The sequence below is a fragment of the Vallitalea pronyensis genome, assembly GCF_018141445.1.
Taxonomy (GTDB): Bacteria; Bacillota; Clostridia; order Lachnospirales; family Vallitaleaceae; genus Vallitalea; species Vallitalea pronyensis.
Map to the genome: position 1 here is coordinate 5,760,244 of NZ_CP058649.1, position 25,630 is coordinate 5,785,873.

Genomic DNA, 25,630 nt, shown 5'->3' on the forward strand with positions numbered 1-25,630 from the left:
GTCATACAATCCTAATACTACTTTTTTTTATGTGGATGGACATGATGCTTCTAAAGTATAGACATCTGAATAGATGTGAACAGAATCTGTTGGATTGATGGTATGGATCAATTCCTTTTCAATGTCTGAAATCCCTTCATAAAAAATAGACTGTAATGGCAGTGAGCAAACATGCGTACGTTCATTTTCTTTGAATCCATGATCTCTAAATTCTTTTCTTATGTGTTCAAGCAGATAATTCTTCTTCAAATCCCATTGGTTTACCCATGCCGTTTTGGTATGTGGCTTGATGGTACAATAATATGTGTAATAAGTACCCTGAGGGTGTAAATAGGTTTTCCACAAATGAAGATCTCGATAATGTGTATGTAAAGCTAATACATCCGTATAAAACAAGTCAATCATAAGATCAGCTATATGGTGTTTTAAAGGTAGTTTTTCCCTATCACCATAAATAAAAATAACATGATGTCTATGCTCCATAACATCTATATGTTGCTTTATGTACTTTAAATAATGGTAACGATGGTCAAGGATAATATAATAAGCATCTTGGTCTAAGTTTTCCACGATATTTTTAAGGATTTTGTAAGGGCTAATCCCCATACTTACGATTACTTTTTTATGCTTAATATGCTCAAGTAAGCATTGATTGGTGACTATTTGCATTTGATTCATTATTTTATGGTAACCACTATCTTGATTTTGATAATAGTCGCCTAGATGCTGCTGCATGTTGTCTATGATGTTTGTATGGTTTTCTTCAGTGACATCTTCCAAGGGCTGTGTGATGATGATGCCATCCTTTATTTGCATAGCATAACCACATGAACATTGTAGAGCACCATGATGGATATAAGGTGTTTTATCCTTCTCAATTGTATCCCATGACTTACCGCAATGGGGACAAACTAAATTGTGAATAAAATTAACAGGTATACCTATGGAATTCACTTCTGTTACATCCACTTGTTTTACCTTATCTATTTTTTCTTGTAAGCTATTATAGCAACTCTCAAGTTGATGAATTTCCTCTTTGATAACTTGTTGCTTATCCATAAGAAGATCTAAAACATACTTTTGATTGGCTTGGTTAATGTTGAAGAATGCATTCTTAATATGCAACAGTTGACCAATTTCATCCAGTGTAAAATTTAAACGTTTATAGCGTAGTATTTCTTTCATGACGTCTATATTATCCTCTAGAAAATAATACTTGTGGTTTCTTTTCTGAGGCAGTAAAAGACCTATATTTATATAATAGCGTACCGTGTCGGCAGATACACCAAGTTTCTTTGAGAATTCTCCTATGTACATTTTGTATCCTCCAATTATGCAAAATAGCATCCTACTCTTTTATATCATGTATGCATATCTAGAATTCACTAGTCATACTTGTATAATTATACCCATAATTACAGCAAAAGAACAAGGGTTCATATAAGGTTATGTTTATCTACGATAGAAAGTTTATATTTCTTGTTGACATGAAGTTAACTTCACTACCTATAATAAATAAAACTTTTTATAGAAGGAGGCCGTATCATGAGATTATTTGAAATATGTACGCTTATTTTCATAGGTTTATCACTGATGAACTTTTTTCTAGCAAAAAAAGAAAGAGTAACATGGCAATTACCTTCTGTCACCCTACTCTTTTGCTTACTGAGTGTTGTCATTGAAGGTTATCGTATGCAGATGTTACCAGCATATATTTTTGCAGGTGTTGTGATGGGTATGTACTTTTTACCAGCTGCAAAAAAAGCCTTTAATAAAAGTAAAAAACTAAAATATACATGGATGGTTGTGATGGTGGTTCTTTTGATTGTTTCTCTCTTACCCCCACTCTGCATACCTGTTTTCACCATGCCTAAGCCTACAGGTTCATATGCCATTGGAACAACGTTATTGCATTTTATAGATACCTCTCGCCTTGAAACACTGACGGATGAACCATCAGATTATCGGGAGCTTTCTGTACAAGTATGGTATCCTGCTGAAACAGTTGATGGCCAGAAACCGGTGAAATATTATCCGAATAAAGAATTAGCTGGGACATTACAGCACATAATACCAATGCCCTTTGGTCACAACTATCTAACCCTTATTGATACACATAGTTATCAGGATGCTCCTATCAGTAGGCAAGAAGATAAATATCCTGTGATACTATTTTCTCACGGGTATACAGGTAATACAAGACAAAACACCATTCAGATGGAAGAACTTGCAAGTCATGGTTATATTGTTTTCAGTATTGGTCATACCTACGAAGCCGTTTCTGTGGAATTTCCTCATAATCAGATTATACCCTTAAGCAAAAAACACACGGATTTATTCTATGGAGAATTAAGCAGCTTCATGGACAAAGAGATTATTGATAAACATGGGGAAGCATTTGGCTTTCGTTCATTACTTGATAACGGTATCATTAGTCATGAGCGCATTGACATATGGACGAATGACACCCTTTTCATTACCAATGAGCTTGAAAAATTAAATAGAGGTGATATAAAGAATATGTTCCAACATAAACTAGATATGGATAGACTGGGTATCTTTGGGCATTCTTTTGGAGGGGCTACTGCTGGTAAAACCCTCGTCATGGATAAACGCTTTAAAGCAGGTATTAATATGGATGGTGGACAGTTTGGTGATATAAGGGAACATGTCATTTCGCAACCTTTTATGCTTATGCATACCCCCTTCAGTAGTGAGACCCTCCTTGTAGGTTATCACCCAGACCAACCCATGTATAATGTGAGGATTGTTGGTACACAACACTATAGTTTTACGGATATATCTATCCATTCGCCAATTTACAAGTGGATGGGCATTCTTGGTGATACCAATGGCTATCATATGCAAACCATCATGAATGACTGTATTCTTTCATTTTTTAATAAACATCTTAAAGGAGAACATGCACCACTTTTGGAAAACCATAATCCTTATGAAGAAGTACATATAGAATATAGATAAAAACTATTGTACCACAATTTAAGCAAGGTACTGAAGTATTTCCCGAGAAATAAAGCTATGAACCAAGGGACTCATGTGGCGTCTTCCGAAGCAAGTAGTTTCTGATAGGAAGTATCCTTGATGCATATGAAAACGCTTTTATTTCATATGCTATATTCAGAGAAATAGCCTATAAGATAAAAAATAAGGGATTATGCATGACGCATAATGCCCTTATCTTTTATAAAATCTCCAAATTAGCTAAGCTTTAAGTTCTAATACAACGGGACAATGGTCAGAACCCATCACTTCCGATAGAATGCTTGCTCCTTCTAGTTTATCTTCAAGTTTTTTAGACACTTGGAAATAATCAAGACGCCATCCCACATTTCTATCTCGGGCCTTACCTATGTACGACCACCAACTATAAGCCCCTTCTAGGTCCGGATAGAAATAACGAAACGAATCAATATAACCTGCTTCTAATAGATTGGTCATTTGATTCCGTTCTTCCATGGTAAATCCCGCATTTTTTTTGTTGGACTTGGGATTTTTTATATCAATTTCTTCATGAGCCACATTCATATCACCACAAATAATCACAGGCTTCTTGTCTTCTAGACCTAATATATAAGCTCTAAAATCGTCCTCCCACTTCATACGGTAATCAAGCCTTGCTAATCCTCTTTGGCTGTTAGGGGTATAGACTGTCACCAAATAGAAAGCATCATATTCTGCTGTAATAACGCGTCCTTCATGATCATGCTCATCAATACCAATATCATAGGTAACCTGAATAGGCTCTTCTTTTGTCAAGATAGCTGTCCCTGAATAACCTTTTTTATCGGCATAGTTAAAATACTGATGGTACCCATCCAATTCTAATTCAATTTGTCCTTCAGAGATTTTGGTTTCTTGCAGACACATAATATACGCATCTGCATCGTTAAAGAAGTCTAAGAAACCCTTTCTGACACAGGCTCTTATACCGTTTACATTCCAAGATATGAGTTTCATATGTTCTCCCTTTCTAAGCTATTTTTCTATGTTCCTTACAACTTTTCCATACAAAAAATAACACACCACTACCATAATATCATTTTAAATGAACCCCCACCATGTGTCAATGCTACAACATGTGACATTTCTCTATAATTTTTCCATCCCCATGACAAGGGGACGTTTCGTTTGTCATATTTCCTTCATGACACGGGGACGTTTCGCTTGTCATATTCGCTTGACAAAGAGTGACATGATTATCTTTTGTTTGACATATTTTCATGACACGGGGACGTTTCGCTTGTCATATTTGCTTGACAAAGAGTGACATGTTTATCTTTTGTTTGACATATTTTAACAATCATGTTACATTTTTAATAGGTGATGAATAATGTCAAGAGAAAAACGTAGAAAAAGTAAAACGGGTATCTATCATATTATGTTACGCGGAATAGACCAACGTCATATTTTTATCGACGATGATGATCGTACTAAATTTTTAAAAACCCTTATGAAAGCTAAAGAATCAGGGGGATTTTCTTTATATGCTTATTGTCTTATGGATAATCACGTGCACCTTTTAATCAAAGAAAATGAAGAAATTGGCACCAGTATTAAGCGTATAACAGTTAGTTATGTACAATGGCACAACAATAAATATGGTAGAACAGGCCATCTATTCCAAAACAGATACACAAGCGAAGTGGTTGAAAGTGAAGCATATTTTCTTGTCGTGCTTCGATATATTCATCAAAACCCTATGAAAGCAATGTCTCTCCAAACCCTATCACAATATGCATGGAGTAGCTATAATCTGTATATTGATGCTTATGATAGCAAAAGTGTAGCCATAGAAACAGACATTACTAGACAGTATTTTATGAATAAAAAGAGTTTCAAGACCTATATGCTTCAGCCTAATAACGATACATGTTTAGACTTTAATCAAAAAATAAGATACACAGACAAAGAAATCATTGAATTACTAAAAAATCGTTATGCGTTAAATGAAGTAAGTCATTTGCCAAAAAGCGACAGAGATAAGATAATTGTTGATATAAAAAAAGAAGCAGATGTCAGCATACGACAATTGAGTAGAATTCTTGGTATCGGAAGGGGCATTATTGAAAAAGCTTACAAAAAGACATCAAGTTAAACATCTCTTTTAATGTACTAATCATTTTAGAAAAATTGATTAACGAGAAATATGACAGACGAAACGTCCCCTTGTCATATTTCTTGTTGGAGCCAAGTTAGCATTATTTTAAAACTTGAGCGAGCCATTTCCTTGTTTCTGTGGATATAGTAATCCCGATAGATGCCATTTGAAAAGCTATTTAAGGCACTGCCTATTTGGGTTGCTCTTTCATTTGATAATCCTTGGGCTACAAGAAGTTTTATAATATAGTCCCTACTCATGTAATAAAGATTCAAGTATCTTTTTTTCATTACAGTAGGTGCATTAGGCGATTCTGCAAGTAAAATTAACTGAATCCAAAGCTTTTTACTCTCGATGTCATAGATGTCACTGCCTAAATCGGATATTAACTCCCGCACCGATTCAATTGGGCTATTGATTAATTGCCCTGGCCAGCTGTTCTCTGCATAATGAATATAGGATTCAACGGAGTGTTCCAATAACGCATCAAGTAAACCATCTCTATTATTAAAATAGCGAACTAATGTCATAGGTGATACACCTGCAACCTTTGCTGCACCTCTAAAACTGAACTCTAATAATCCAACCTCTTCTAGATAATTGGATATAACTTTTAAAAACTCCAAACGTCTTTTATCTTCTCCATATCTACTCAAATATGCTCCTCCAATCTATTATCTGGTAACATTGTCACTGTAACAATGCTAACACACTATATGTTTTCCGTCAAATGACAAGGGGACGTTTCGTTTGTCATGTTTTAAATAAAGTCAAGTCAACCATTACGTTAATGAATCAACTAATAGTTATAGGATTAATTAAGAGAAAAAGTTACTGCTCTCTATATAGTAATACCAAAATAATACCTAGAATAAATTGATACATGTATTAACATAATAGGTTAAAGACAGTATTTGAAATGCTAGAGTAAAAATATGACAAACGAAACGTCCCCTTGTCATATACATTACGTCAACTAATAGTTATTGGATTAATTAAAAATCATAAAGAAGAAATAGTTACCGTTCACTATATAGTAATACAAAGTAATACCTAGAATAAGTAAATGCATGTATTAACATAATAGGTTAAAGACAGTACTTGAAATGCTATAGAGTAAAAATATGACAAACGAAACGTCCCCTTGTCATAAAAAAAGAGAATCGTGGTGGTTAGACAGGATTCTCTTTTTTATGGTTGGATTTTTTATGTTACTGGTCGTTATATATAAAACCACAAAAATAGGAATTTGTCAACAACTTTATAAATTATGGGTATTTTTTAAATATTTTCTACTGATTGCTAGGCTGTCAAAGGCATCCACTTCGCCAGAGTCTCGTTCAACTGCGGCATACTTAACACCGGCTTTTTGACAGGCTTCTATGATTTTATTCCAGTTTAAGTTGCCAGAGCCGACTTCGGCAAAAATGGCTTTATCATTGACTATACCAAAGTCCTTAAAATGAACCACATCCACTTTGCCTGCCAGCTGGTTAATAAGCTCTACAGGGTTAGCTCCTCCAGCCTGTACCCAATAGGTATCCAGTAAGAACTGTACATAGTCATTAAACCCTTCTGCCAGTATAGCTAATCCTGTTTTACCGTCATAGCGTTCAAATTCAAAACGATGGTTATGATAGACAAAGGTTAAGCCATGCTTCGCCAATTCGCTTCCAATGCTATTTGCCCATGTGGCAAAATGGCTATAGCCTTCTTTATTGCGATATGTTGTTGGCATTGAGCCAATACCTATGTAATTACAGCCCCACAGTTTGTGGTAGTTAATGAGGCTATCAAGTTCTTGATCCAGTTGTTCATAACTCATGTGTGTAACGCATATTGTCAGATTATATTCCTTTAATAATGATGCCACATAGTCTGCTTTCTCTTGATCCATATAACCTGCACCTGAAAGTTGTATATAATCATAGCCCATTTCCTTGACCTTTTTAAAGGTCATGCGCATATCTTCTTTGTTGCCAAGATATTGATGAACAGAATATAATTGTGCTGCTATTTTCATCTGCTTTTCCTCCTTGATTTCTTTATGGATATCATCTATAAAATATTACCCTAATCAACAAGACTATTTATTCCTGCCTACTTAGGCAATTTAAAAAGTGCCATCCACATCTAACGTGACCTTTTTAGCTTCTTTAACAAACTTAGAATCTTGAATACGTTGCTGTAATTTCTCATAATAGAGGTCCTCATCCATTGGTAAATCAACCCAACCATCAATCCAACTCGAGAGATGCATCGCATTAGATAAGGTTAGACCGTGAATACCTTCTACCCCTGGTGCAAGTAATGTTGTCCCCTTTAAGATGGCATCTGTAAAATTAATCAGGATACCTACATGGTCTTCAACAATTTTCTTAGCAGGAGGTATCTCACATTTCCAACACTCTGGTTCACCAAACCCACCTGTGAAAGTTTCATTGAATTCCCTCTCGGGTACTCTTAATCGCCAGAAAGTAACCTTATTGTCTTCAATGACAATCTTTCCACGATCACCAGTAATTTCTAATCGATTGGTACCTGGGGTATCACTTGTGGATGTAATGAACACGCCTGTAGCACCATTATCATACTCCATATAGGCAGTGACATCATCTTCCACTTCAATATCATGCATCTTACCAAACTGGCAGAAAGCACGAACCCTTTTGGGCATACCACATATCCATTGCCATAAATCTAGTTGATGAGGGTCTTGATTTAATAGAACCCCTCCACCTTCACCAGCCCAAGTGGCACGCCAGCCACCAGAATCGTAATAACTCTGAGAGCGATACCAATTGGTAATAATCCAGTTGACACGTCGAATCTCACCTAACTCACCGCTGTCTACCAACTCTTTCACCTTACGGTAAAACCCTTTGGTTCGCTGATTGTACATGATGCCAAACACCCGATCACTTGCCTCAGCTACCTCATTCATTTCACGAACAGCTTTTGTATAAACGCCTGCTGGCTTTTCAATCAGTACATGCTTTCCTGCTTTTATGGCATCAATAGCTATAACTGGATGGTCATAATGAGGAGTTGCAACAAAAACAGCATCAATGTTATCATCTTTTAACATCTCATGATAATCACTGTATCGTATAATGTCCTCATACAAGTCTTTACATTTCTCTAATTTTGCAGGATCATTGTCACATACTGCGTAAACTTCTGCTCCTGGTACGTTATCATGATATAAATTAGACGTATGTGCCGTCCCCATGTTACCAAACCCAATGATGCAAAAACGAACTTTTTTACCCATGTCATATCCTCCATTATTTTCATGTATCCCTTATATGTACAAACAGCTAGCCTTATACTCTTTCTAATAATTCTTTTAAAGCTGTAACAGCTACACCAAATTTCCCTGGTCCACTCTCATCCATGGCTTCTTCAACTTGATTATTTTCAAGTTCTGCAAACCCCTTAAAATTACCTAAATGAGGCTCTAATGATAAAAATCCTTGAAATCCTCTTTCTTTAGCTTCACGAAGAATAACTTCTACCTGTCCATCACCATAGCCTGCTGGAACAACCTTATGGCCTGCGTATAAGGCATCTTTTATATGGAAATAGACCACATCATCTTTTAATAATGCATAGGCCTGAAGGGTATCCACATCACATTGTACAAAATTAGCAAAGTCAAAGATTAATTTAAACTGGTCACTACCAAGAGCCTTCACTAACGTATAACAACGTTCTGCTGTATCCCCATAGATGTCTTTCTCATTTTCATGTAATAAAACAATGTCTGTACCTTTTGCAGCATCTAAAAAAGCTTGCCATCTAGCAATAACCTCATCCTTATATTGATCAGCCTCTTCACCTTCTGGTATAAAGAAACTAAACATACGGATGTATGTTGTCTCGAAAATTTTTGCCAATGCTAAGACATGTTTAAATAAAGCTAAATGAGGTTCAAAGTCATCTGTAATCTTAATCTTGCCAAGTGGTGACCCTATTGCTGATAAATGAATGCCTCTGGCATCTAATTCACCCTTTACAGCTCTCGCCTCTTCTAAAGTTAGATCCGCTACATTCTTATCATTTACACCCCGCATCTCCATATATTCCATATCATGGGATGCTAATACCTCTAATTGTCCTTCTAGCTCATTGGATGCTTCATCTGAAAAACCTGATAGTATAAATTGACTCATCATGATCTCCTCCTTGGATTTTTATACATATTATGCTGTCTTATATATTATTTATATATTGCATATATTGTTTAGTGTTTAAAATAGTAGTCCTCTCCAGTCTTACTGGACTGATAGATGCCTTGAACGATTTCCAAGGTCTTTAAACCTTCTGAGATATCTGTAGCTATTTTGTCCCCCTTCACAATAGCCTCATAAGCCTTCTTAATCAATAATCCATGACTATTACCCCAGTAGGATTTTCCATTTCTTACTTTTTCATCATGTATGATCTGTCTATAACCTTGGCCTTTGTCTAACCATAATCCATTATCCATCAACCTGAGCTTAGCTTTTTCTCCCAGAATTTCCATTTCAATTGCTGAATTGTCCACATAATTATTGGTGCCATAAAAAATACCAACAGCTCCACTGTCATAGGTAATGGTAGCCTCTGCTGTATCGTCTACTTCAATGTAATCTTCTAATAAGCGTGTATCCATATGACCTTTTATTTTCTTCATAGGACCACCTAGCCATCGCATAAGGTCCAGGACATGTATGGCTTGGTTAATGAGTAGTCCCCCTCCTTCTGTTTTCCATTTTCCCCGCCAATCTGCCTGCTCATAATAAGCACTATCCCGTGACCATGTTACAACAGCTTTTATGCCTTTAATAGCACCTAATTGATCTGAATTAATCAAGTGCTTTGCTTCTATTGAAGAAGGATTCAAGCGGTTCTGAAACACGGTAGCCACTTGCCTATGATGTCTTTTGGCTAATCGCTCCAGATCCCTTGCATCTTCAACATGAATGGTAACGGGTTTCTCCAGTACCACATGTTTACCTGCTTCAATTGCTTTCTTTGTCATAGGATAATGAAGATAATGAGGTGTTAGAATATGCACCACTTGAACCCTATCGTCCTGTAATACTTCGTCTATATCCACACCATAGTCACATCCATACGTCTTGGCCAAAGCCTTTGCTTTTGGTTCGTCAACATCCACCAGGTATAAAAGTTCTGCCTGTTCCATTTCCAAGATTGATTGTATATGGTTATTGGCGATAATACCACATCCAATAACCGCTACGCCCATTATATGCTGCTCCATTTGCTTCCCTCCACGATTGTGTTGTTCTATTGAGACACATACTTGATGTATACCTTTCTCTTACAACCCCATCATAGTATATAATACCTTATAATTCTATGACATTTTTGCTTTCCATATTGCAAATATTGCTTTATAATATATTTAGGTGATGTGTAAAGGAGGGTGAACGATGAATCAATATCAAGAAACCAATCAAAAACCGGATTTTATCTATTTTCATTCAAAATCCGTTGGGGAATATAAGATATTCGTACATACTCATAATCTGTATGAACTCTATCTCTGCGTATCGGATAATATCAATTACATCATTAATGGACATCACTATGAACTTCATAAGTATGATTTAGTCATGACGAATAAACATGAAGCCCACAAGCCGTCTACCCGAACAAATGGTATCTATGAACGGAAGATTATTCAATTTAGAAAAGACTTTCTAAAAGACATTTTTATTGGTGAAGACCACCCTATGGATTTATTTGACAGTCGGCAGTCAGGTCACCATAATATCATTAAATCCAATGATGTTCTACAGTATGATCTTATCCACTATTTTAAAGAAATTGATCGTTTTTATGGACATCCTTACCCAAAATCCAATACGATCATGGTCAAAACCTTATTGTTGCAATTGATTACACAACTGAACAATATTGTTCATGAACACGAGCACCTACAACAAAAAAGCCTAGACCAAGAGAATGAACTACTGTGGACCATTCAGAAATACATTGTGAACCACATGGAACAAACCATTACGTTAGACTTTTTATCCGAAAAATACTTTATCAATAAATATTATCTCTGCCATGCTTTCAAAAAGAGGTTTAACATGACCATTTTGGAATATCAGCATTTACAGCGGTTAGAAAAAGCAAAACACCTGCTTCTTGAGGGTATTCCCATTACCCAAATATGCTATTTAGTGGGTTTTAATGATTACTCAAACTTCTATAAGAAATTCAAAAGAATTGTAGGTTTATCACCCAAGCAATATGTTCAAAACCATGTTCAAATTAAATAAATGCAGCATCATGAATATATGTTCACGATGCTGCACATCCTTGATTACTATAAAAAAACCATGTCATGTATACAGGGTATCACCATCTACACAGACAATATCTAGCGCTGTAATTTTACTAAATAAGTACCTATGGCTAAAAACACACAGCCCATACCTAACAACACGACAATTGGCAAGATGGCCACATCAAAGCCCCGGCCATACATAATCATTTTCTCTATACCTTCTACAGCCCATTTCTGAGGTGTAAAATTAGCAATGGTCAACAATGCCTTGGATTGAATCATCTCAAGAGGCCACATACAACCACCTAGCATAGAAGTACTGACAATGATAACAGGTGTGATGGAGGATAGTTGCTGCATATTCTTAACCAATGAAGCCACGACTAACCCCAGACAAGTGGAAGCAAAAACAAAAGCGGCTAGGATAAGGACCACACCCAAATCACTGTTTCCCCAATCCATTTTGAAGACAAATTTTCCACCATAAATCATGACAAACACATTGGCCATACCCACCAGTAACGCCACCACCAGATTGCCAGCTAGTATAGATAGATGGCTTATAGGCGAAACTAACTGTCGCTGCCATACAAAATTCACTTTTTCATCCACAATACTACCTATACCGAAAAAGGTGAGAAACATGGAAAAGAATATGGTGAAACCTGTTAAGGAATGCTTCAAATTACTATACCCTGTATTTGTATTTTCACCATCAATAAAGGATGTTTGGGTTTTATAATAAACCTTGCTGTTTCGTAGGGTATTCATCTCACCACTGACCTCTTGTTTTAGCACATTTTTCTGAACCGCTACACCTTTATCGATTAAATAGCTATAGATGTTATCACCTAGTTGTATATCGTTCACCAATGTACTCATCTGACCTCTTAGAATGTTCTGTAACATCACCGTCTCATTGCTTGGTTTCGTTGATATAATACCAACTTGAATAAATTGGTCTGTATCTTCGATGAGTATTGCGCCTACCCCTTTTGAGTTTTCTAACCTCTGAACGGCATCATCATAGGATAGTACCGTAAATGCCATCAATGGTGATTCTTGTACCCGCTCGATTAATAATGCAGCATCTTCATTACTTGCCTGATTGACAATATAAGCTTGGGGCCTATATTGGCCACCGGAAAAAGCAATACCAAAAATAGCAGTAAAGATAAGCATCATGGCAACAAAGCCCAGTAAGATGGGTAATTGTTTTTTATAATCCAGGAGTTTAACACGTATCATTGCCCACATATTAAATAGCCTCCCTTCGGTTCTTTAGGACCACTGTTGCTAAGACAAGGAATACGAGGCTCATAACACCCAGTATACCCATGTATTGCGTTAAATCGTGAAGTGATGCCCCTTCCATAATCCCTGTATACATTTTAATGGCTATACCATTAATGGCAAGATAGGATAGATCCTGCATGAATTTTGGTAGAATCTCAACAGGTAAGAAACTGCCACCTAACAATGCCATGACTTGAATAATTGCCGATTCAAAGATGTTAGCAATGCGAAAATTATTGCTTCTAAATGTTATAGCGGCTACTAGTAAACCAATACTGGCTACTGTAAAGCTGCTTAACAGAACAGTTATGGCGACTAATCCCCAATTGCCCCAATAGATTTTTAGTACCCATCTAGAATACGCAATCATCACAACAGATTGTAATATGGCTACAATGCATATCATCAGAAATGTACTGGTGAGGATCTTCTGAAAGGAAACACCTGCTACTTGATTTCTCTGTAACGTAATCTCTTTTTTCTCTTCTAAGATTTGACGGCCGCCGTAGCCTGCACTATAGAGTATAAACATGGCCATAATGGCTGCTGCATAATACTGAAAACTGGTCAGCTGTTTTTTCTCTTCGATACCCACTTGCTTAATGTCCATATCCGTATCGATGACAGACATCATGGTTTTCTGGGCAATATCTGCTGCTACTTCATATATTTTATCTTCCTCTGTATACGCTAATATGGTGTCCATTGTGATGACTTTGCTTAACGCATTGTTGTTCATAGATTGTGCAAATCCATCTACCAGTGCTTCAACAATACCACCTTTTAACTGATTACTGGTTCGTTTCAGTACCTGGGTTTCCACAATATTTCTAGAGGGTGTCAAAAAATTCATATAGCTGTGATAGAGGTAGCCATCTGGAAGTATGACCACTGCATCTACTTCTTTGTTTTTCAACATCTCCCTGGCTGTGGTTTCATTTTCAATGGTATAGGACATAATGTCCTTGATATTATCACTCTCTAAAAACTGAAAGAAAATCTCTTCCGGATCAAGTTCATCCATGGCTTCCAATAATAACTTTTTTGTGTCATCATCTATTCCCATAGAAATAGTACCTGATTGTATATTTTTTTCAAAACGTGTTAGGTCAACCTCTGGGTTATAATTCTTGACCACTGCTATTTTGATACCACTGATGGAGCGCTCACTTACACCAAACATGCTATTTAAGGAAAATCCCAAGATGGTCATCAGCACAATAGGCATAATCAGTATAATAATGAGTAACTTTTTATCATATAAAATTTTCTTAACATCCTTTTGAAGAATATAGCCTATCTTCATGATACGTATACACCTTCTTTCTTGTGCCTAATCCCTTAGTGCTTTTCCAGTCAGATGGAGAAAGACTGCCTCTAAGTTAGGTTCCTTTATGTCCACTGCATGGATTTCTGTACTGGTTTGACTCAGTACATCAATGATACGTTTAAAGACCTGCTTGCTTTTTTGAACTTTTACCACAATGGTATCTTCATGAGTCGTTACATCGTTGACATCTTCTATGTCCTTTATGGATTGCAACAACGTTTCATTTATGGTATCAATTTTAATATGAATCTGCTTTTCATCATTAATGAGCCCTACTAACTCTTCTTTGGTACCTTTTGCAATGATTTTTCCATTATCCATAATACAGATGGTATTACAGAGGTATTCTACCTCTTCCATATAATGACTGGTATAGATGACGGTCATGCCTTCCTTATTCAATGCTAATACCGTATCAAGAATATGTTTTCTTGACTGAGGGTCAATACCTACGGTAGGTTCATCCATAATAATGAGTTCGGGTTTATGAAGAAGTGCTGCACCGATATTCAGCCTTCGCTTCATACCTCCTGAGTAATTATCCACTTTACTGCCTAGACGTTCTGTAATGCCTATAATTTCTGATACTTCTTTAATTCTTTGCTTCAGAAGCTTACCATTTAAACCATATGCTCTCCCCCAGAACTCAAGGTTTTCTCGACCATTAAGATTGGGGTATAGTGCAATTTCTTGGGGTACATAACCCAGTTTTTTTTGTATGGCCTGTGGTTTTTTAATAATATCCTTATCTTGATACAAAATCGTACCGCTATCGGGTTTAATCAGCGTAGAAATCATGGAAATAGTGGTGGATTTACCAGCACCATTAGGTCCTAGAAGTCCTAAGATTTCACCTTTGTTAATATCAAATGAAATATTATCTACTGCTTTGATTTGCTTAAAATACTTTTTTATTTCTCGTACTTGTAAAATTCCCATGTCTTGCCTCCTATTTTTAATGACCAGGGTATGTCGTCCATACTTTCTAGGCCTTCCATTTCAATGACGTCTTCTTCTTTCATTTCTGGTAAGACAATGTCCTGCTCTTTTCCTATTTCCCAGTTTTGCTTTTCTACGATAATATCCATGGTTTCCATTTTCCCATTAGAGATTTCTTCCATATCAAGACACATGGATAATGTTTCTTTAATCACATAACCATCAAAATCAATATAAATGGTCAATTGAAAATCCTTAATGTCTGTATGTTCTATACCAGACTTCATCATGCTGACAAGTTCTTCTCTATCCATATTAGATTCCAAATAATTCTCAATAAAGCCGTCGCTCATCAATAACGTTATCACTTCATTACCAAAGATTTTCAACTGGTTCTCTGTTAAAGAAATGGTCACCACTTTTGCCTTTACCTGACCTTCAGCAGAATCAATAATGGTATTTTCACCTTGTACCACATCTTCTTCTTCTAACATGTTTAACCATCTGCTGGATATGCCTGCAAAAGGGTTACTGGTCTGCTTAGCATTATCCTCAACAATAAGAAACTTTTTGATAATGGGTAAACGCACATAGCGTTTTTCACCCTCTTGATAATAATGATAATCCATCCCTGCTCCGCCAATATTGGTATACATATCTGCAGCAATTTTCTTTTCATCCATATTATATTGCAGGGTCATATCAAATCGTAAGTCATTATACTCGGACATTTCTGCAATTTCATCAATGCTCAACTGATCTTCGCCAAATGTGACTTTGGAGGATACATGTATGGACGTCTTGCCGCTTTTATATGCTTGTGTTTTTTCTGATGCTTTTATATAGTCTTCATAAGCCTTCTGAGAACATCCTGTGACCGACATGACCGCCATCAGCATCATGACAACAACTATTTTTTTCATTATAAACACCTTCCTCATTTTTAATACAAACATTTATGTTTATCCCTACTCCTTGGAAAACATTGGTTGAATGGCTCTATAATGAATATACCTTATTTGTGTGCAAATGACATGTCACCTTTGTCATAACCACCCATGACTTTTTGCATATTTTATATCCTGATGCCTGTTACAATTTATTTTTAACAGCGAATATGGCCAATTGGGTTCTATCCCTTAGTTGTAGCTTGGATAAAATATTGGTGATGTGATTTTTAACTGTTCCTTCACTCAAAAAAAGAACGTTAGCTATTTCTTTGTTATTATGCCCTTCTGCAAGTAATTTACAAATGTCTTTTTCTCGTATTGTTAGCTGTTCGATATCCATTGAAGACGCCTGTTCTTCTTCCCCTGCTATTTTTTTAAACTGATTCACGATCTTCGTTGCCACTGTCGGGTTAATTAATGTACCCCCATGATAAACCGTTCGTATGGCCTCTGAAATTTCTGTTGGCATAGCATCTTTTAATAGATAGCCAGATGCACCATATTTCAAAGAATTAAAGATATACTCATCGTCTTGAAAGGTTGTTAACATGATGACTTTTATATCCGGGTTAGATGCCTTGATGGATTGGGTTGCTTCCACACCATTCACCACAGGCATGCGTATATCCATTAAAACAATATCCACATTCTCGGTTTTGCACTTATTAATGGCTTCTTGGCCATTTCTAACTGCTCCTACAATGGTCATGTCATTGGCTTTTCCAAGAATCATGCTAAGCCCTTGTAGTATGATATCTTGATCATCTACTAATAATACGTTAATCAATAACAATACCTCCTCCCTTTCATATAATGTCTTGCCTTTGTTGTTTTATCCTATTTATGGGTTAATCATTTTTGTTTCTTGGTACACCTCTAATAATAATGTACCATCAATGACAAAACCTTTTTTATGGGTATAACTTAGGGTACCGCCTAATAAAGCAACCCGCTCACGCATGCCTTGCAGACCATAGCCTTCTTCTAACAGTTTACATCCTCTGCCATTATCTTCTATGTGAAACGTCAATTTTTTATCATCAAGATGAATACGAATATGAATCATGTCTGCTTTTCCATGTCTTATGGCATTGGTCATGGCCTCTTGTATGATGCGATACAATGTAATATACACTTCAGGTAACAAGGTTATTTTTTCTCCGGTTATATGAAGGTTTATGGCAGCACCTGTTTTGGAAGCAAAATCCTGTACCAGACCATGAATTTCATCAAGGTTCCTATCCACCTTATGGGCTTCTTTAAAGGTATGAACGATTTGCCTTACTTTTTTTAAACTCTCTCTGGAGGTATGTTTTGATTGTTCCATGAGTGTTTTGGCTGCATCCACATCATCTTCTAACATAGTACTTGTCATTTCCAGCTGCATAATAAGACCCGTCAAGTCATGCCCTAATGTATCATGAAGATCTCTCGCAATACGGTTCCTTTCTTCTACAACGGTTAACGCCTTAATACGGTCTGCATAATGTTGCAATTGCTTATGGGCCTCCAGGAGTTTATGGTAGAGCTCATGCACTTTTTTTTCTTCTTCTTTATGATATTTAGCAAATCCCATGACCACCATGACAAGAATATTGATGAGTGCAAATAAAAACATCTGAGACATATTGGAAAAACTGGGGTTAATCATGAGTACACTTACAAATTTGTACATGGATGCTATAAAAACCAGACCGCCAATCATAAGAACTTTTCTCAATGTTAGAAAAAAAGTGGATTCAATCATCACACTTAAGTAGAGTGCATGTATGAAGTAATTAATAGCGAATTTAGAATTCAATTCAATGAGGGCTATCATAACGACTTTGAGCATGAGCAACATAAAAATGGTTACTTTTGTCTTGCAAAATTTCTGAAGAATGGATAATAAAATAAAAACGCCAAAGAGAATCAGCAATAAACTGTATCGACTTCCTCTAGCATCCTCATATGAAAAAGCAAAATAGAATATGATGATTGTCGGTATATGCATGAAGTAATATACCCAATATTTACGATTCAGCATCGTTATCACCCACCCTTCTATACTCACATGTTACAATTATAAGCTACCTTCCCATAGATTTCAATTAATCTATATCATTTTGGTTGCCTTCTATAGATAAATGTAAGTTTTTGTTATTTATTCTTGCCTTTCAACAAAAAAAGTGACATCATAAAACCAGTTGTTCATTTAGAAAAATTAGTGGCTTTAGACCGCCTATGCAATAGCAAGACTAGACATGGTTGCAACATGTATTTTTAGGCTTTTTTATTGACATATATCCTCCTAAAAAACTTAAAGAATTATTGCTTGACTTACCCCTTGATACATGTTATTGTAGTTGAAAAGGTATCTTTAATCTAGTCCAAGAGAGACTAGGAAGGTGACATAAAGTGGTTAATGAGACATAACTGTATGCTGTGTAACCGTATACAGATTTTATATGGCTATTAACTTAGATTATGATGATACACCTTCCTTCTATGAGGAAGGTTTTTTTATCCTATAGGAAATTTAACACATGAGATTAGGAGCGTCTCGTTTGTGCCAAGGAAACTTTTCTACGGATAAATCCACTTTGTAGAACGCGACGTCGTTGCTTTGTTCTGCTATCCTTTAGGTGCCTGTAGAATCTAAACAACCTTTAATCTAGTACCGTGATGCTAAAAAGGAGGCTATAAGATGTTGAAAGGAAAACATTTAATCGAACCAGGTGATTTAACCATTGAGGAATTAGAAGCGATCTTTACATTAGCGGATGCCATCATTCAAGATCCCAAAAAATATAGCGATACATGTAAAGGTCACTTATTAGCTACACTCTTTTATGAACCATCCACACGTACACGCTTTAGCTTTGAAGCTGCTATGTTACGATTAGGTGGCGAAATCATTGGTTTTTCTGAACCAAACTCGTCATCTGTATCAAAAGGCGAAAGCATCGGTGATACCATTAGAACCATAGGCTGTTACGCAGATATTGCTGTGATGCGCCACCCAAAAGAAGGTGCTCCTAAATTAGCATCTAAACACGCAACAATTCCTGTCATTAATGCTGGTGATGGTGGACACCAACACCCTACTCAGACCTTAACGGATCTACTCACCATCAGGTCCTATCGAAAAAGCATATCCAACAATGTGATTGGGTTATGCGGCGATCTAAAATTCGGAAGAACGGTACACTCACTTGTAAAAGCCTTATCCCGCTATGAGCATATGAAGTTCGTATTTATTGCGCCGCCTGAACTGGAAATCCCACCATACATCATTGAAGAACTGGGTGACCATCCTTATGACCGTACGTCAAGTTTAGAAGACGCTATGCCAGAACTTGATATCCTCTATATGACTCGTATTCAGAAAGAACGTTTCTTTAATGAAGAAGATTACTTACGCTTAAAAGGCTATTATATATTGGATCAAAAGAAATTAGAGCATGCAAAAGAAGATATGATCATCATGCATCCATTACCCCGTGTTGATGAAATCCATACAGAAGTGGACCAAGATCCAAGGGCTATCTATTTTAACCAAGCAAAATATGGTATGTATGTAAGAATGGCACTGATTGTGAAGCTACTTGGCTTAGGAGGGGATTTGCATGCTTAAAATAAACGGTATAAAAAGAGGTATTGTCATTGACCACATTAAAGCAGGTCTTGGTTACAAAATCTATAAAGAATTAAAATTAGACCAAGCCAATTACACAACGGCATTGATTAAAAATGTATGTTCGAATAAACTAGGTAAGAAAGACCTGATAAAAATTGATAATGTCATTGATTTTGACTTAAATATTCTTGGGCTTATTGACCCAGGATTGACCATCACCATCATCGAAGATGAAAAGGTAGTGGATAAAATTAAATTATCCGTTCCTGAACAAGTTGAAGGCATACTCACTTGTAAAAACCCAAGGTGTGTATCCACCATTGAACACATTGACAACATACTCTTTACCTTGGTAGACCCAGAAAAAAAAGAATATAAATGTGAATTCTGTGATACGCGTACTTCTCTATAAGAAACACGCAATCCGCTTATACCGAGTCACATATATATGAGTATATTCTTGGAATATCTCAACAATCTCCCAAAGAAAAGGCTGTCTATGAATTCCCATAGATAGCCTTTTCACGTAAGGTTTATTTTGGACGTGTAAATTCTGTAATTGCTAACCCTGTACTATAATCCAACTGCCTCACTTCATCTGTTCGCGTATACCGTTGCCTTGTCATGCCATGATGATCCCAAGTGGCTTCAGGTGCATCTTCTCGCCAAGGTCGTCTCTCCCAATAATAACCTCTATATGGGTCCCTGGTTTCATCCATCCATTGTAAAATGGCATCATGGAGCTCATTACGAATCCCATGGTATTGAGGATCACCAATAAGATTATGCATTTCCTGTGGGTCCTTTTCCATATCATAGAGTTCATCTTGTGTCATTAAACTAATAACAAGCTTAAAACGCTTATCTACCACTGAGCGAATAGGCTGGTAACCACCAAATCCATCATGGTCTATTTCATACCGGGTAAACTCAATGAATGCTTTGGTATCTTTACTTTCTTTACCCAATACCCGAGGTATTAAACTACTCCCTGTTAAATACAGAGGCTTCTCAATATCAAAATAATCCAATACCGTAGGTACCACGTCAATATGAGACGCAGGCAAATCATCGATGGTTTCTTCTGGAATATTATCTTTCCACGCCATGATAAACGGTATATTGGTAATTTCATCATACATAGCTGGACCTTTGCTGTTAATGCCATGAGAACCTAATGAATCACCATGATCTGACGTATAGATGACCATGGCATGCTCTGCATGGTCTTCAATGCAACCCATTAAATGACCAATTTCATAATCCACATAGGCATTACATCCTAACAAACCACGCACATCACCTTTACCTCCACCACAGGACTTTGCCCATACTTGAACATGTTCCGGCAAGCTGGATAAATCCATGTCTTGATTTGCTTTTTCTAAATAGGACTTACCTTCAAAGGGCTCAAAGTAGCCTTGTGGCGATAGGAATGGGTGATGAGGTTCATCATAAGAAACCACAAGAAAATAGTCTTTATCCTTATTCTTCTTGATAAAATCCATGGCTTTTTCCGTACATTTATGGGCATAGGTAAAGGTCTCTTGAATACCCTCACCTTCAAAACAAGTGCCAAATTGTCTTGAACGATAACGGTCATCATCATTCATTTCCTCTAGATAATTACACATATCATACCAATAGTCAGCATCCCAACCATCAGGGCATACGCCATCACCAAAATAATCGCCCCCATCCAAGTGCCATTTTCCTATATAAGCACTATGAATTGCCGCCTCACTTAGGTGTTGACCTATGGTCCTAGTATGGCCATTAAATGCCATACTGTTGGCAACCATGCCATTGGTATGAGGATATGTACCTGTAAATAAAGCTGAACGGGCTGGTCCACACACAGGTTGGCAGGTATAAGCCTTTTCAAACCTTTTTCCAGTCTTAGCCAGTTTATCCAGATTGGGTGTATGCATATCTTCCTGCTTATTATAAACACTAAGCATGTCTTTCCGCTGGGTATCCGTCATAATCAGTACTATTTGTTTCTTCTCCATATAGACCACCTTTCAAGTTATGAATACTTTCATTTTTGTTGTTTTAAGCGTATCAAAAAAACAAATGAAAAACTACCCATTATTTCGATACAAATGTGCCATTTTCCGATATAATAGATAGTAAAGATAAGGAGGTTAGCCCATGAAACATGTTCTTGCCATTAATGATATTAACCCCATAATAAGAAAAGCTGGTATCCAGGAAGCCCCTATGGATGTCTTGCCTTACCGTATTATTCTGGATTATGAATTCATCTATTGTGAGGCTGGACAGTTTATCATTGATTATCCCAATAAATCCGTTACTATCAATCATGGCCAAGTAGCTATTATACCACCAGATACCCTTCATCGATTTCTTGTTCCTACGCGTCACGTCGAAGCATATTGGGTACACTTTGATTTTGTCCAGTACCCTTATCAGCAAAAAATTAGTGCCATTGTTCATGAAAAACCTTGGCTAAGTACCATGACGGATATGCATCTTTATTCTATTCCAAGGCCTGTCATTGAAATTATGCCTCATTATACATTGCCCTCTTTCTTTCATGTGGACCCTCTTATAGAACCCTTACAATTATTTCGTTCCTTATATAGGTTTCATGATAAGAAACCCTATGGATGGCAATTACAGTGCAAACAGATTCTTCTAACACTGATTTTGGACATGATCGCCAAATTATCCAAACGTGACAAATCCGATTACCATGACGGTCAACAAGAAGACTTTATCATGCGTATAGAGCAGTACATTCAAGGAAATATCTATCGTCATATGACTGTTGGTGAATTAGCAAAGCATTTTCATTATCACCCTGATACCTTAACACGACTCTTTAAGTCCAAGCGTAAGCAAACCCTCAAAGCCTATATTCGCCAATGTAAAGTGGACTCCTCCAAAAACTTACTGACCAACACCCATTATGCCATTGAAACCATAGCAGAAATGTACGGTTTTACAGATCGCACTTATTATTCCAAAGTGTTCAAAAAAGTAGTAGGTGTCTCTCCCACTACTTATCGAAAGCAACACCCAAAGAACCCATGATATGGCTGTCATGGGTTCTCTGGTCTATTGATCTATTTATATACATTAATTACGATTATCCTATGGACAACCATAATTAAATCCTTTGGTAAATGGTCCTATGGACCATTGTTATAACCACCACTATTTCCATTAACAGGTAGAGGATACTCATTACCCTATGATGGGCTATAAGACGGTGTATATGGAAATAGTGGTTTGGTGGCTTCTAATAAGCCTAATTGCTGAGCAATTAGCGTAGATAGCATTCATTTGGTTATCTGTTTGCTACAAGTTAACCCGCCGCTTGATACAATCTTTTTTGCATCAGGGTTATTTTTATCTCTTTATATGTATAACTTTATGTGGCTTAAGTTATACGCACTGACTTATCCCTCAATAAACTTTATCCTCAAATATGTGTTAACAATAACCTTATCATCTACACGATATAAACCCCTGCCATGCACGTTGACAACTTGTGCATGAATTACGACACATAGCACTAAAGTCATACACGATACCGTAACGAGTTTGTATTCCAATCACCGTTTTAAACACGTATGTCCTTTACACCATGCCTTCTTACCATGTTATTCCTCCCTTCAATATCATGCATTGTGTTGTTTGAGTCATTTCATGATGATTGGTTTCTAAAGCTGGCTTTAGAGTACATCTTATCATGCATGATTCTTCAATACGTTAATTGTGTAAGTGGAATAAAAAGACAATTTCATCATAGCATACATTCCCCTTTAATTTATTACTAAATTGTTAACTAATTATTACAGTATTTCTTATTATATTAACATTTATTTACAATCTTTAAGTAATTATTACGATAAAATAGCGTTTAATTGTAGAATTAACATAGAAAAATAACTTTACTCATGATCATTTATAATAAAAAAAAGATATTTTTTATCATATAATATCTTTTTTTATATAATCATTAGTTATATTACAAAGATGTAATCAAGCAAATGTATTGTCTTATCCACATCAATTATTACAAACTTATTAAGATCATGTATCTATACCTCTTATAATAATCAAGCTCAATATCACCATTATTTATACTTTCACTTTATCATGAATAGGATTAAGATGAATAGAACCGACCTATTACCAAGCATAAAGTCCTATCATTAGATATTTCAACAAAAAAAGTAAGCTACGGTAAAGATTTGCATAGCTTACGTCTTATTTATACGATATTATTTTTTGTATCGCTTCATGTGTAACGCTTACATTACGTCCATGAGTATTATCTATTACCCTTGTATTCGTAGACCACCTTACCATCTATCATGGTTAAGATGACTTTTACATCTTTAACTTTTTCATCGGGTACCCCTGTCACATCTTGGTCTAGTACAACTAAGTCTGCTAACATGTCTTTTTCAATGGAACCTTTCATATGCTCTTCAAAAGACGCATAAGCCCCTTCTTTTGTGAAATTATAAAGTGCTTCTTCTACACTCACTTTTTGTTCAGGCAACCATCCATTCTCTGGATACCCATCTAATGTTTTTCGAGTAATGGCACAATAAACACCAGGTAACACATCAAAAGGTTCAACCGGACAATCCGAGCTGTAGGGTGTATGAACACCCATATCCAACATCCTTTTAAAATTATAAGTGGTCTTAGCCCTCTCCTTACCAATGCGTTCTTCTACAATGGGAATATCTGAATCTAGAAAGATGGGTTGAATATATGCCAGTACATCTAGTTCCCTAAATGCTTCTAATAATGCCTTTGTTGTTATCTGGCTATGTACAATCCCATGACGATGATTGTGTTTGGGCAGCTTCTTTAATGCTTTCTCAAAGCTTTTGAATGACATGTTCATGATCTCATCCCCAATACAATGAATGGCAATCTGCATATGGTGTTCATGTGCAGTCATAACCATGGCATCTAGTTCATCTTGCGTCAGCTTACCAATGCCATAAGTACCCTGGTCATCTGCATATGGCTGTGATAGATAAGCCGTTCGTGCCCCCAGAGAACCGTCTGCTAAGATTTTAAGGGGTCCTATGCGAAAGAATGCATCACCTTGACCCGTACGATATCCCCGTTCTAAAAAGGTCTGAAATTGTTCTAAATTGCCAAGTAAGCACTGCTGATATATTCTTACAGGAAGTCGATTCTCCTGATTCAATTCTTCATAAGCTTGAAGCACCTGGTATGTATGTTGATGAGAGAATGTATCCAAGTCATCGGTTTGAATGGATGTAATCCCTTCTTTTATGGCTAACCTGCAAGCTTTAACAATCATGTTTTTAATGGTTTCGACAGAAGGTGCTGGCATGTGGTCATAGATTAAACCCATGGCATTTTCTCGAAATACCCCTGTTGGTTGGCCTGTTTCGTCAAGATCAAAATGTCCTCCTTCTACTTGAGATGTATGCCCACTAATGCCAAGCATATTTAACGCATAGGAGTTAACCACAAGAACATGTCCACAAGCCCTTACGAAACAGATGGGTCTGTCCCTACTAATCTGATCCAAATCATGACGGTTTAATAATCTTGGTTTATCAAATACATTCTGATTCCACCCTCGACCTCTTATCCACCCTTCTGATTGTGTTGCTTGGGCTGCATATTGCTTCCCTTCTTGAATAATACTTTCAATAGATGTTACCCCAACAAGTGATAACATATCGCTTACATGTGCAAAGTTCAATAAATGCATATGACTATCGTTAAATCCAGGTAATAACGTTTTACCATGCAAGTTAATCAATTGTGTGTCGGCTGTTTGATCTGCTAATACAGATGTATCGTCGCCTACATTTGCAATTTTGTTGCCCAATACAGATACAGCACTGGCATATGGCTGATTTTTGTTCATAGTTAAAACGGCTCCATTATACAATATAACATCCATGATACTCCCCCTTTCACCTAATTATTCATATGATTGGTGTTTAATCTTATCATGCATGGGTTTAATCAAGAAAGCCATGCATGCTGTTCATCCATAAATTGTCACATACTTGCCTTTTTCATAAAGAACATG

At 36.5% G+C, this 25,630-nt stretch carries 21 protein-coding genes; 6 read left to right on the forward strand and 15 right to left on the reverse strand.

Annotated features, from left to right (window positions below; all coding sequences use genetic code 11):
- Nucleotides 1-27: 27 nt before the first annotated feature.
- Entirely contained in the window at nt 28-1,317 is a 1,290-nt protein-coding gene (locus HZI73_RS24070) for a MerR family transcriptional regulator (protein WP_212695877.1), read from the reverse strand.
- 228 nt (nt 1,318-1,545) lie between these two features.
- Between HZI73_RS24070 and HZI73_RS24075 the strand changes: the two genes are divergently transcribed.
- The gene (locus HZI73_RS24075; protein ID WP_212695878.1) at nt 1,546-2,982 is read left to right on the forward strand and encodes an alpha/beta hydrolase family protein; all 1,437 of its coding nucleotides are present in this window, start codon (nt 1,546-1,548) and stop codon (nt 2,980-2,982) included.
- Nucleotides 2,983-3,222: 240 nt separating this feature from the next.
- Here HZI73_RS24075 and HZI73_RS24080 read toward each other — a convergent pair whose 3' ends face one another.
- The gene (locus HZI73_RS24080) at nt 3,223-3,978 is read right to left on the reverse strand and encodes an exodeoxyribonuclease III (protein ID WP_212695879.1); all 756 of its coding nucleotides are present in this window, start codon (nt 3,976-3,978) and stop codon (nt 3,223-3,225) included.
- 373 nt (nt 3,979-4,351) lie between these two features.
- Here HZI73_RS24080 and HZI73_RS24085 point away from each other — a divergent pair, with 373 nt between their 5' ends.
- Nucleotides 4,352-5,116 carry a transposase gene (locus tag HZI73_RS24085; protein WP_212695880.1) on the forward strand — a complete coding sequence of 255 codons (765 nt, stop codon included), beginning with the start codon at nt 4,352-4,354 and terminating at the stop codon, nt 5,114-5,116.
- A 74-nt stretch (nt 5,117-5,190) separates the two neighbouring features.
- Here the strand turns inward: HZI73_RS24085 and HZI73_RS24090 are convergent, their stop codons facing one another.
- The 5 genes from HZI73_RS24090 to HZI73_RS24110 all read right to left on the reverse strand — a co-directional run bounded on the left by HZI73_RS24090 (nt 5,191) and on the right by HZI73_RS24110 (nt 10,388).
- Nucleotides 5,191-5,775 carry a TetR/AcrR family transcriptional regulator gene (locus tag HZI73_RS24090; RefSeq protein WP_212695881.1) on the reverse strand — a complete coding sequence of 195 codons (585 nt, stop codon included), beginning with the start codon at nt 5,773-5,775 and terminating at the stop codon, nt 5,191-5,193.
- A 605-nt stretch (nt 5,776-6,380) separates the two neighbouring features.
- Entirely contained in the window at nt 6,381-7,142 is a 762-nt protein-coding gene (locus HZI73_RS24095; RefSeq protein ID WP_212695882.1) for a sugar phosphate isomerase/epimerase family protein, read from the reverse strand.
- 90 nt (nt 7,143-7,232) lie between these two features.
- On the reverse strand, nt 7,233-8,393 hold the full coding sequence (locus tag HZI73_RS24100) for a Gfo/Idh/MocA family protein (protein ID WP_212695883.1): 1,161 nt from the start codon (nt 8,391-8,393) through the stop codon (nt 7,233-7,235).
- 52 nt (nt 8,394-8,445) lie between these two features.
- Nucleotides 8,446-9,297: a sugar phosphate isomerase/epimerase family protein gene (locus tag HZI73_RS24105; protein ID WP_246552266.1), complete on the reverse strand. Its 852-nt coding sequence runs from the start codon at nt 9,295-9,297 to the stop codon at nt 8,446-8,448.
- Between the two features lie 68 nt (nt 9,298-9,365).
- On the reverse strand, nt 9,366-10,388 hold the full coding sequence (locus HZI73_RS24110; RefSeq protein ID WP_212695884.1) for a Gfo/Idh/MocA family protein: 1,023 nt from the start codon (nt 10,386-10,388) through the stop codon (nt 9,366-9,368).
- A 172-nt stretch (nt 10,389-10,560) separates the two neighbouring features.
- Between HZI73_RS24110 and HZI73_RS24115 the strand changes: the two genes are divergently transcribed.
- Nucleotides 10,561-11,418, forward strand: coding sequence for a helix-turn-helix domain-containing protein (locus HZI73_RS24115; RefSeq protein ID WP_212695885.1), 858 nt, complete (start codon nt 10,561-10,563; stop codon nt 11,416-11,418).
- A 101-nt stretch (nt 11,419-11,519) separates the two neighbouring features.
- On the opposite strand, the gene HZI73_RS24120 is transcribed toward HZI73_RS24115, so the two are convergent.
- The 6 genes from HZI73_RS24120 to HZI73_RS24145 form a co-directional block, all read right to left on the reverse strand.
- Complete coding sequence (locus tag HZI73_RS24120; protein ID WP_212695886.1) at nt 11,520-12,683, reverse strand: ABC transporter permease; 1,164 nt, start codon at nt 12,681-12,683, stop codon at nt 11,520-11,522.
- A gap of 1 nt (nt 12,684) precedes the next feature.
- Nucleotides 12,685-14,028 (reverse strand): ABC transporter permease, encoded by a 1,344-nt coding sequence (locus tag HZI73_RS24125; RefSeq protein WP_212695887.1) that lies wholly within the window; start codon nt 14,026-14,028, stop codon nt 12,685-12,687.
- Nucleotides 14,029-14,055: 27 nt separating this feature from the next.
- Entirely contained in the window at nt 14,056-14,991 is a 936-nt protein-coding gene (locus tag HZI73_RS24130; protein ID WP_212695888.1) for an ABC transporter ATP-binding protein, read from the reverse strand.
- Nucleotides 14,964-15,914 (reverse strand): hypothetical protein, encoded by a 951-nt coding sequence (locus tag HZI73_RS24135; protein ID WP_212695889.1) that lies wholly within the window; start codon nt 15,912-15,914, stop codon nt 14,964-14,966. The genes HZI73_RS24130 and HZI73_RS24135 overlap by 28 nt, the downstream gene beginning before the upstream one ends.
- Nucleotides 15,915-16,083: 169 nt before the next feature.
- Nucleotides 16,084-16,728, reverse strand: coding sequence for a response regulator transcription factor (locus tag HZI73_RS24140; RefSeq protein WP_330619652.1), 645 nt, complete (start codon nt 16,726-16,728; stop codon nt 16,084-16,086).
- A 54-nt stretch (nt 16,729-16,782) separates the two neighbouring features.
- Nucleotides 16,783-17,967 (reverse strand): sensor histidine kinase, encoded by a 1,185-nt coding sequence (locus HZI73_RS24145; RefSeq protein WP_212695891.1) that lies wholly within the window; start codon nt 17,965-17,967, stop codon nt 16,783-16,785.
- 660 nt (nt 17,968-18,627) lie between these two features.
- Here HZI73_RS24145 and pyrB point away from each other — a divergent pair.
- Both pyrB and HZI73_RS24155 read left to right on the forward strand, forming a co-directional pair.
- The gene (gene pyrB, locus HZI73_RS24150) at nt 18,628-19,557 is read left to right on the forward strand and encodes an aspartate carbamoyltransferase (protein ID WP_212695892.1); all 930 of its coding nucleotides are present in this window, start codon (nt 18,628-18,630) and stop codon (nt 19,555-19,557) included.
- Nucleotides 19,550-19,972, forward strand: coding sequence for an aspartate carbamoyltransferase regulatory subunit (locus HZI73_RS24155; protein ID WP_212695893.1), 423 nt, complete (start codon nt 19,550-19,552; stop codon nt 19,970-19,972). The genes pyrB and HZI73_RS24155 overlap by 8 nt, the downstream gene beginning before the upstream one ends.
- Before the next feature lie 121 nt (nt 19,973-20,093).
- Here HZI73_RS24155 and HZI73_RS24160 read toward each other — a convergent pair whose 3' ends face one another.
- Nucleotides 20,094-21,572, reverse strand: a complete 1,479-nt coding sequence (locus tag HZI73_RS24160) for a sulfatase-like hydrolase/transferase (protein WP_212695894.1) — start codon at nt 21,570-21,572, stop codon at nt 20,094-20,096.
- Nucleotides 21,573-21,714: 142 nt separating this feature from the next.
- Here HZI73_RS24160 and HZI73_RS24165 point away from each other — a divergent pair, with 142 nt between their 5' ends.
- Nucleotides 21,715-22,620, forward strand: a complete 906-nt coding sequence (locus tag HZI73_RS24165) for a helix-turn-helix transcriptional regulator (protein WP_212695895.1) — start codon at nt 21,715-21,717, stop codon at nt 22,618-22,620.
- Nucleotides 22,621-23,866: 1,246 nt separating this feature from the next.
- Here the strand turns inward: HZI73_RS24165 and HZI73_RS24170 are convergent.
- Nucleotides 23,867-25,498, reverse strand: coding sequence for an amidohydrolase (locus HZI73_RS24170; RefSeq protein ID WP_212695896.1), 1,632 nt, complete (start codon nt 25,496-25,498; stop codon nt 23,867-23,869).
- Between the last annotated feature and the right edge of the window lie 132 nt (nt 25,499-25,630).

Bases quoted from the DNA above. Each gene is read 5' to 3' on its own strand.
- HZI73_RS24070 (WP_212695877.1), bottom strand. From the start codon at position 1,317: ATGTACATAGGAGAATTCTCAAAGAAACTTGGTGTATCTGCCGACACG.
- HZI73_RS24075 (WP_212695878.1), top strand. From the start codon at position 1,546: ATGAGATTATTTGAAATATGTACGCTTATTTTCATAGGTTTATCACTG.
- HZI73_RS24080 (WP_212695879.1), bottom strand. From the start codon at position 3,978: ATGAAACTCATATCTTGGAATGTAAACGGTATAAGAGCCTGTGTCAGA.
- HZI73_RS24085 (WP_212695880.1), top strand. From the start codon at position 4,352: ATGTCAAGAGAAAAACGTAGAAAAAGTAAAACGGGTATCTATCATATT.
- HZI73_RS24095 (WP_212695882.1), bottom strand. From the start codon at position 7,142: ATGAAAATAGCAGCACAATTATATTCTGTTCATCAATATCTTGGCAAC.
- HZI73_RS24100 (WP_212695883.1), bottom strand. From the start codon at position 8,393: ATGGGTAAAAAAGTTCGTTTTTGCATCATTGGGTTTGGTAACATGGGG.
- HZI73_RS24105 (WP_246552266.1), bottom strand. From the start codon at position 9,297: ATGATGAGTCAATTTATACTATCAGGTTTTTCAGATGAAGCATCCAAT.
- HZI73_RS24110 (WP_212695884.1), bottom strand. From the start codon at position 10,388: ATGGAGCAGCATATAATGGGCGTAGCGGTTATTGGATGTGGTATTATC.
- HZI73_RS24115 (WP_212695885.1), top strand. From the start codon at position 10,561: ATGAATCAATATCAAGAAACCAATCAAAAACCGGATTTTATCTATTTT.
- HZI73_RS24120 (WP_212695886.1), bottom strand. From the start codon at position 12,683: ATGTGGGCAATGATACGTGTTAAACTCCTGGATTATAAAAAACAATTA.
- HZI73_RS24125 (WP_212695887.1), bottom strand. From the start codon at position 14,028: ATGAAGATAGGCTATATTCTTCAAAAGGATGTTAAGAAAATTTTATAT.
- HZI73_RS24130 (WP_212695888.1), bottom strand. From the start codon at position 14,991: ATGGGAATTTTACAAGTACGAGAAATAAAAAAGTATTTTAAGCAAATC.
- HZI73_RS24135 (WP_212695889.1), bottom strand. From the start codon at position 15,914: ATGAAAAAAATAGTTGTTGTCATGATGCTGATGGCGGTCATGTCGGTC.
- HZI73_RS24145 (WP_212695891.1), bottom strand. From the start codon at position 17,967: ATGCTGAATCGTAAATATTGGGTATATTACTTCATGCATATACCGACA.
- pyrB (WP_212695892.1), top strand. From the start codon at position 18,628: ATGTTGAAAGGAAAACATTTAATCGAACCAGGTGATTTAACCATTGAG.
- HZI73_RS24155 (WP_212695893.1), top strand. From the start codon at position 19,550: ATGCTTAAAATAAACGGTATAAAAAGAGGTATTGTCATTGACCACATT.
- HZI73_RS24160 (WP_212695894.1), bottom strand. From the start codon at position 21,572: ATGGAGAAGAAACAAATAGTACTGATTATGACGGATACCCAGCGGAAA.
- HZI73_RS24165 (WP_212695895.1), top strand. From the start codon at position 21,715: ATGAAACATGTTCTTGCCATTAATGATATTAACCCCATAATAAGAAAA.
- HZI73_RS24170 (WP_212695896.1), bottom strand. From the start codon at position 25,498: ATGGATGTTATATTGTATAATGGAGCCGTTTTAACTATGAACAAAAAT.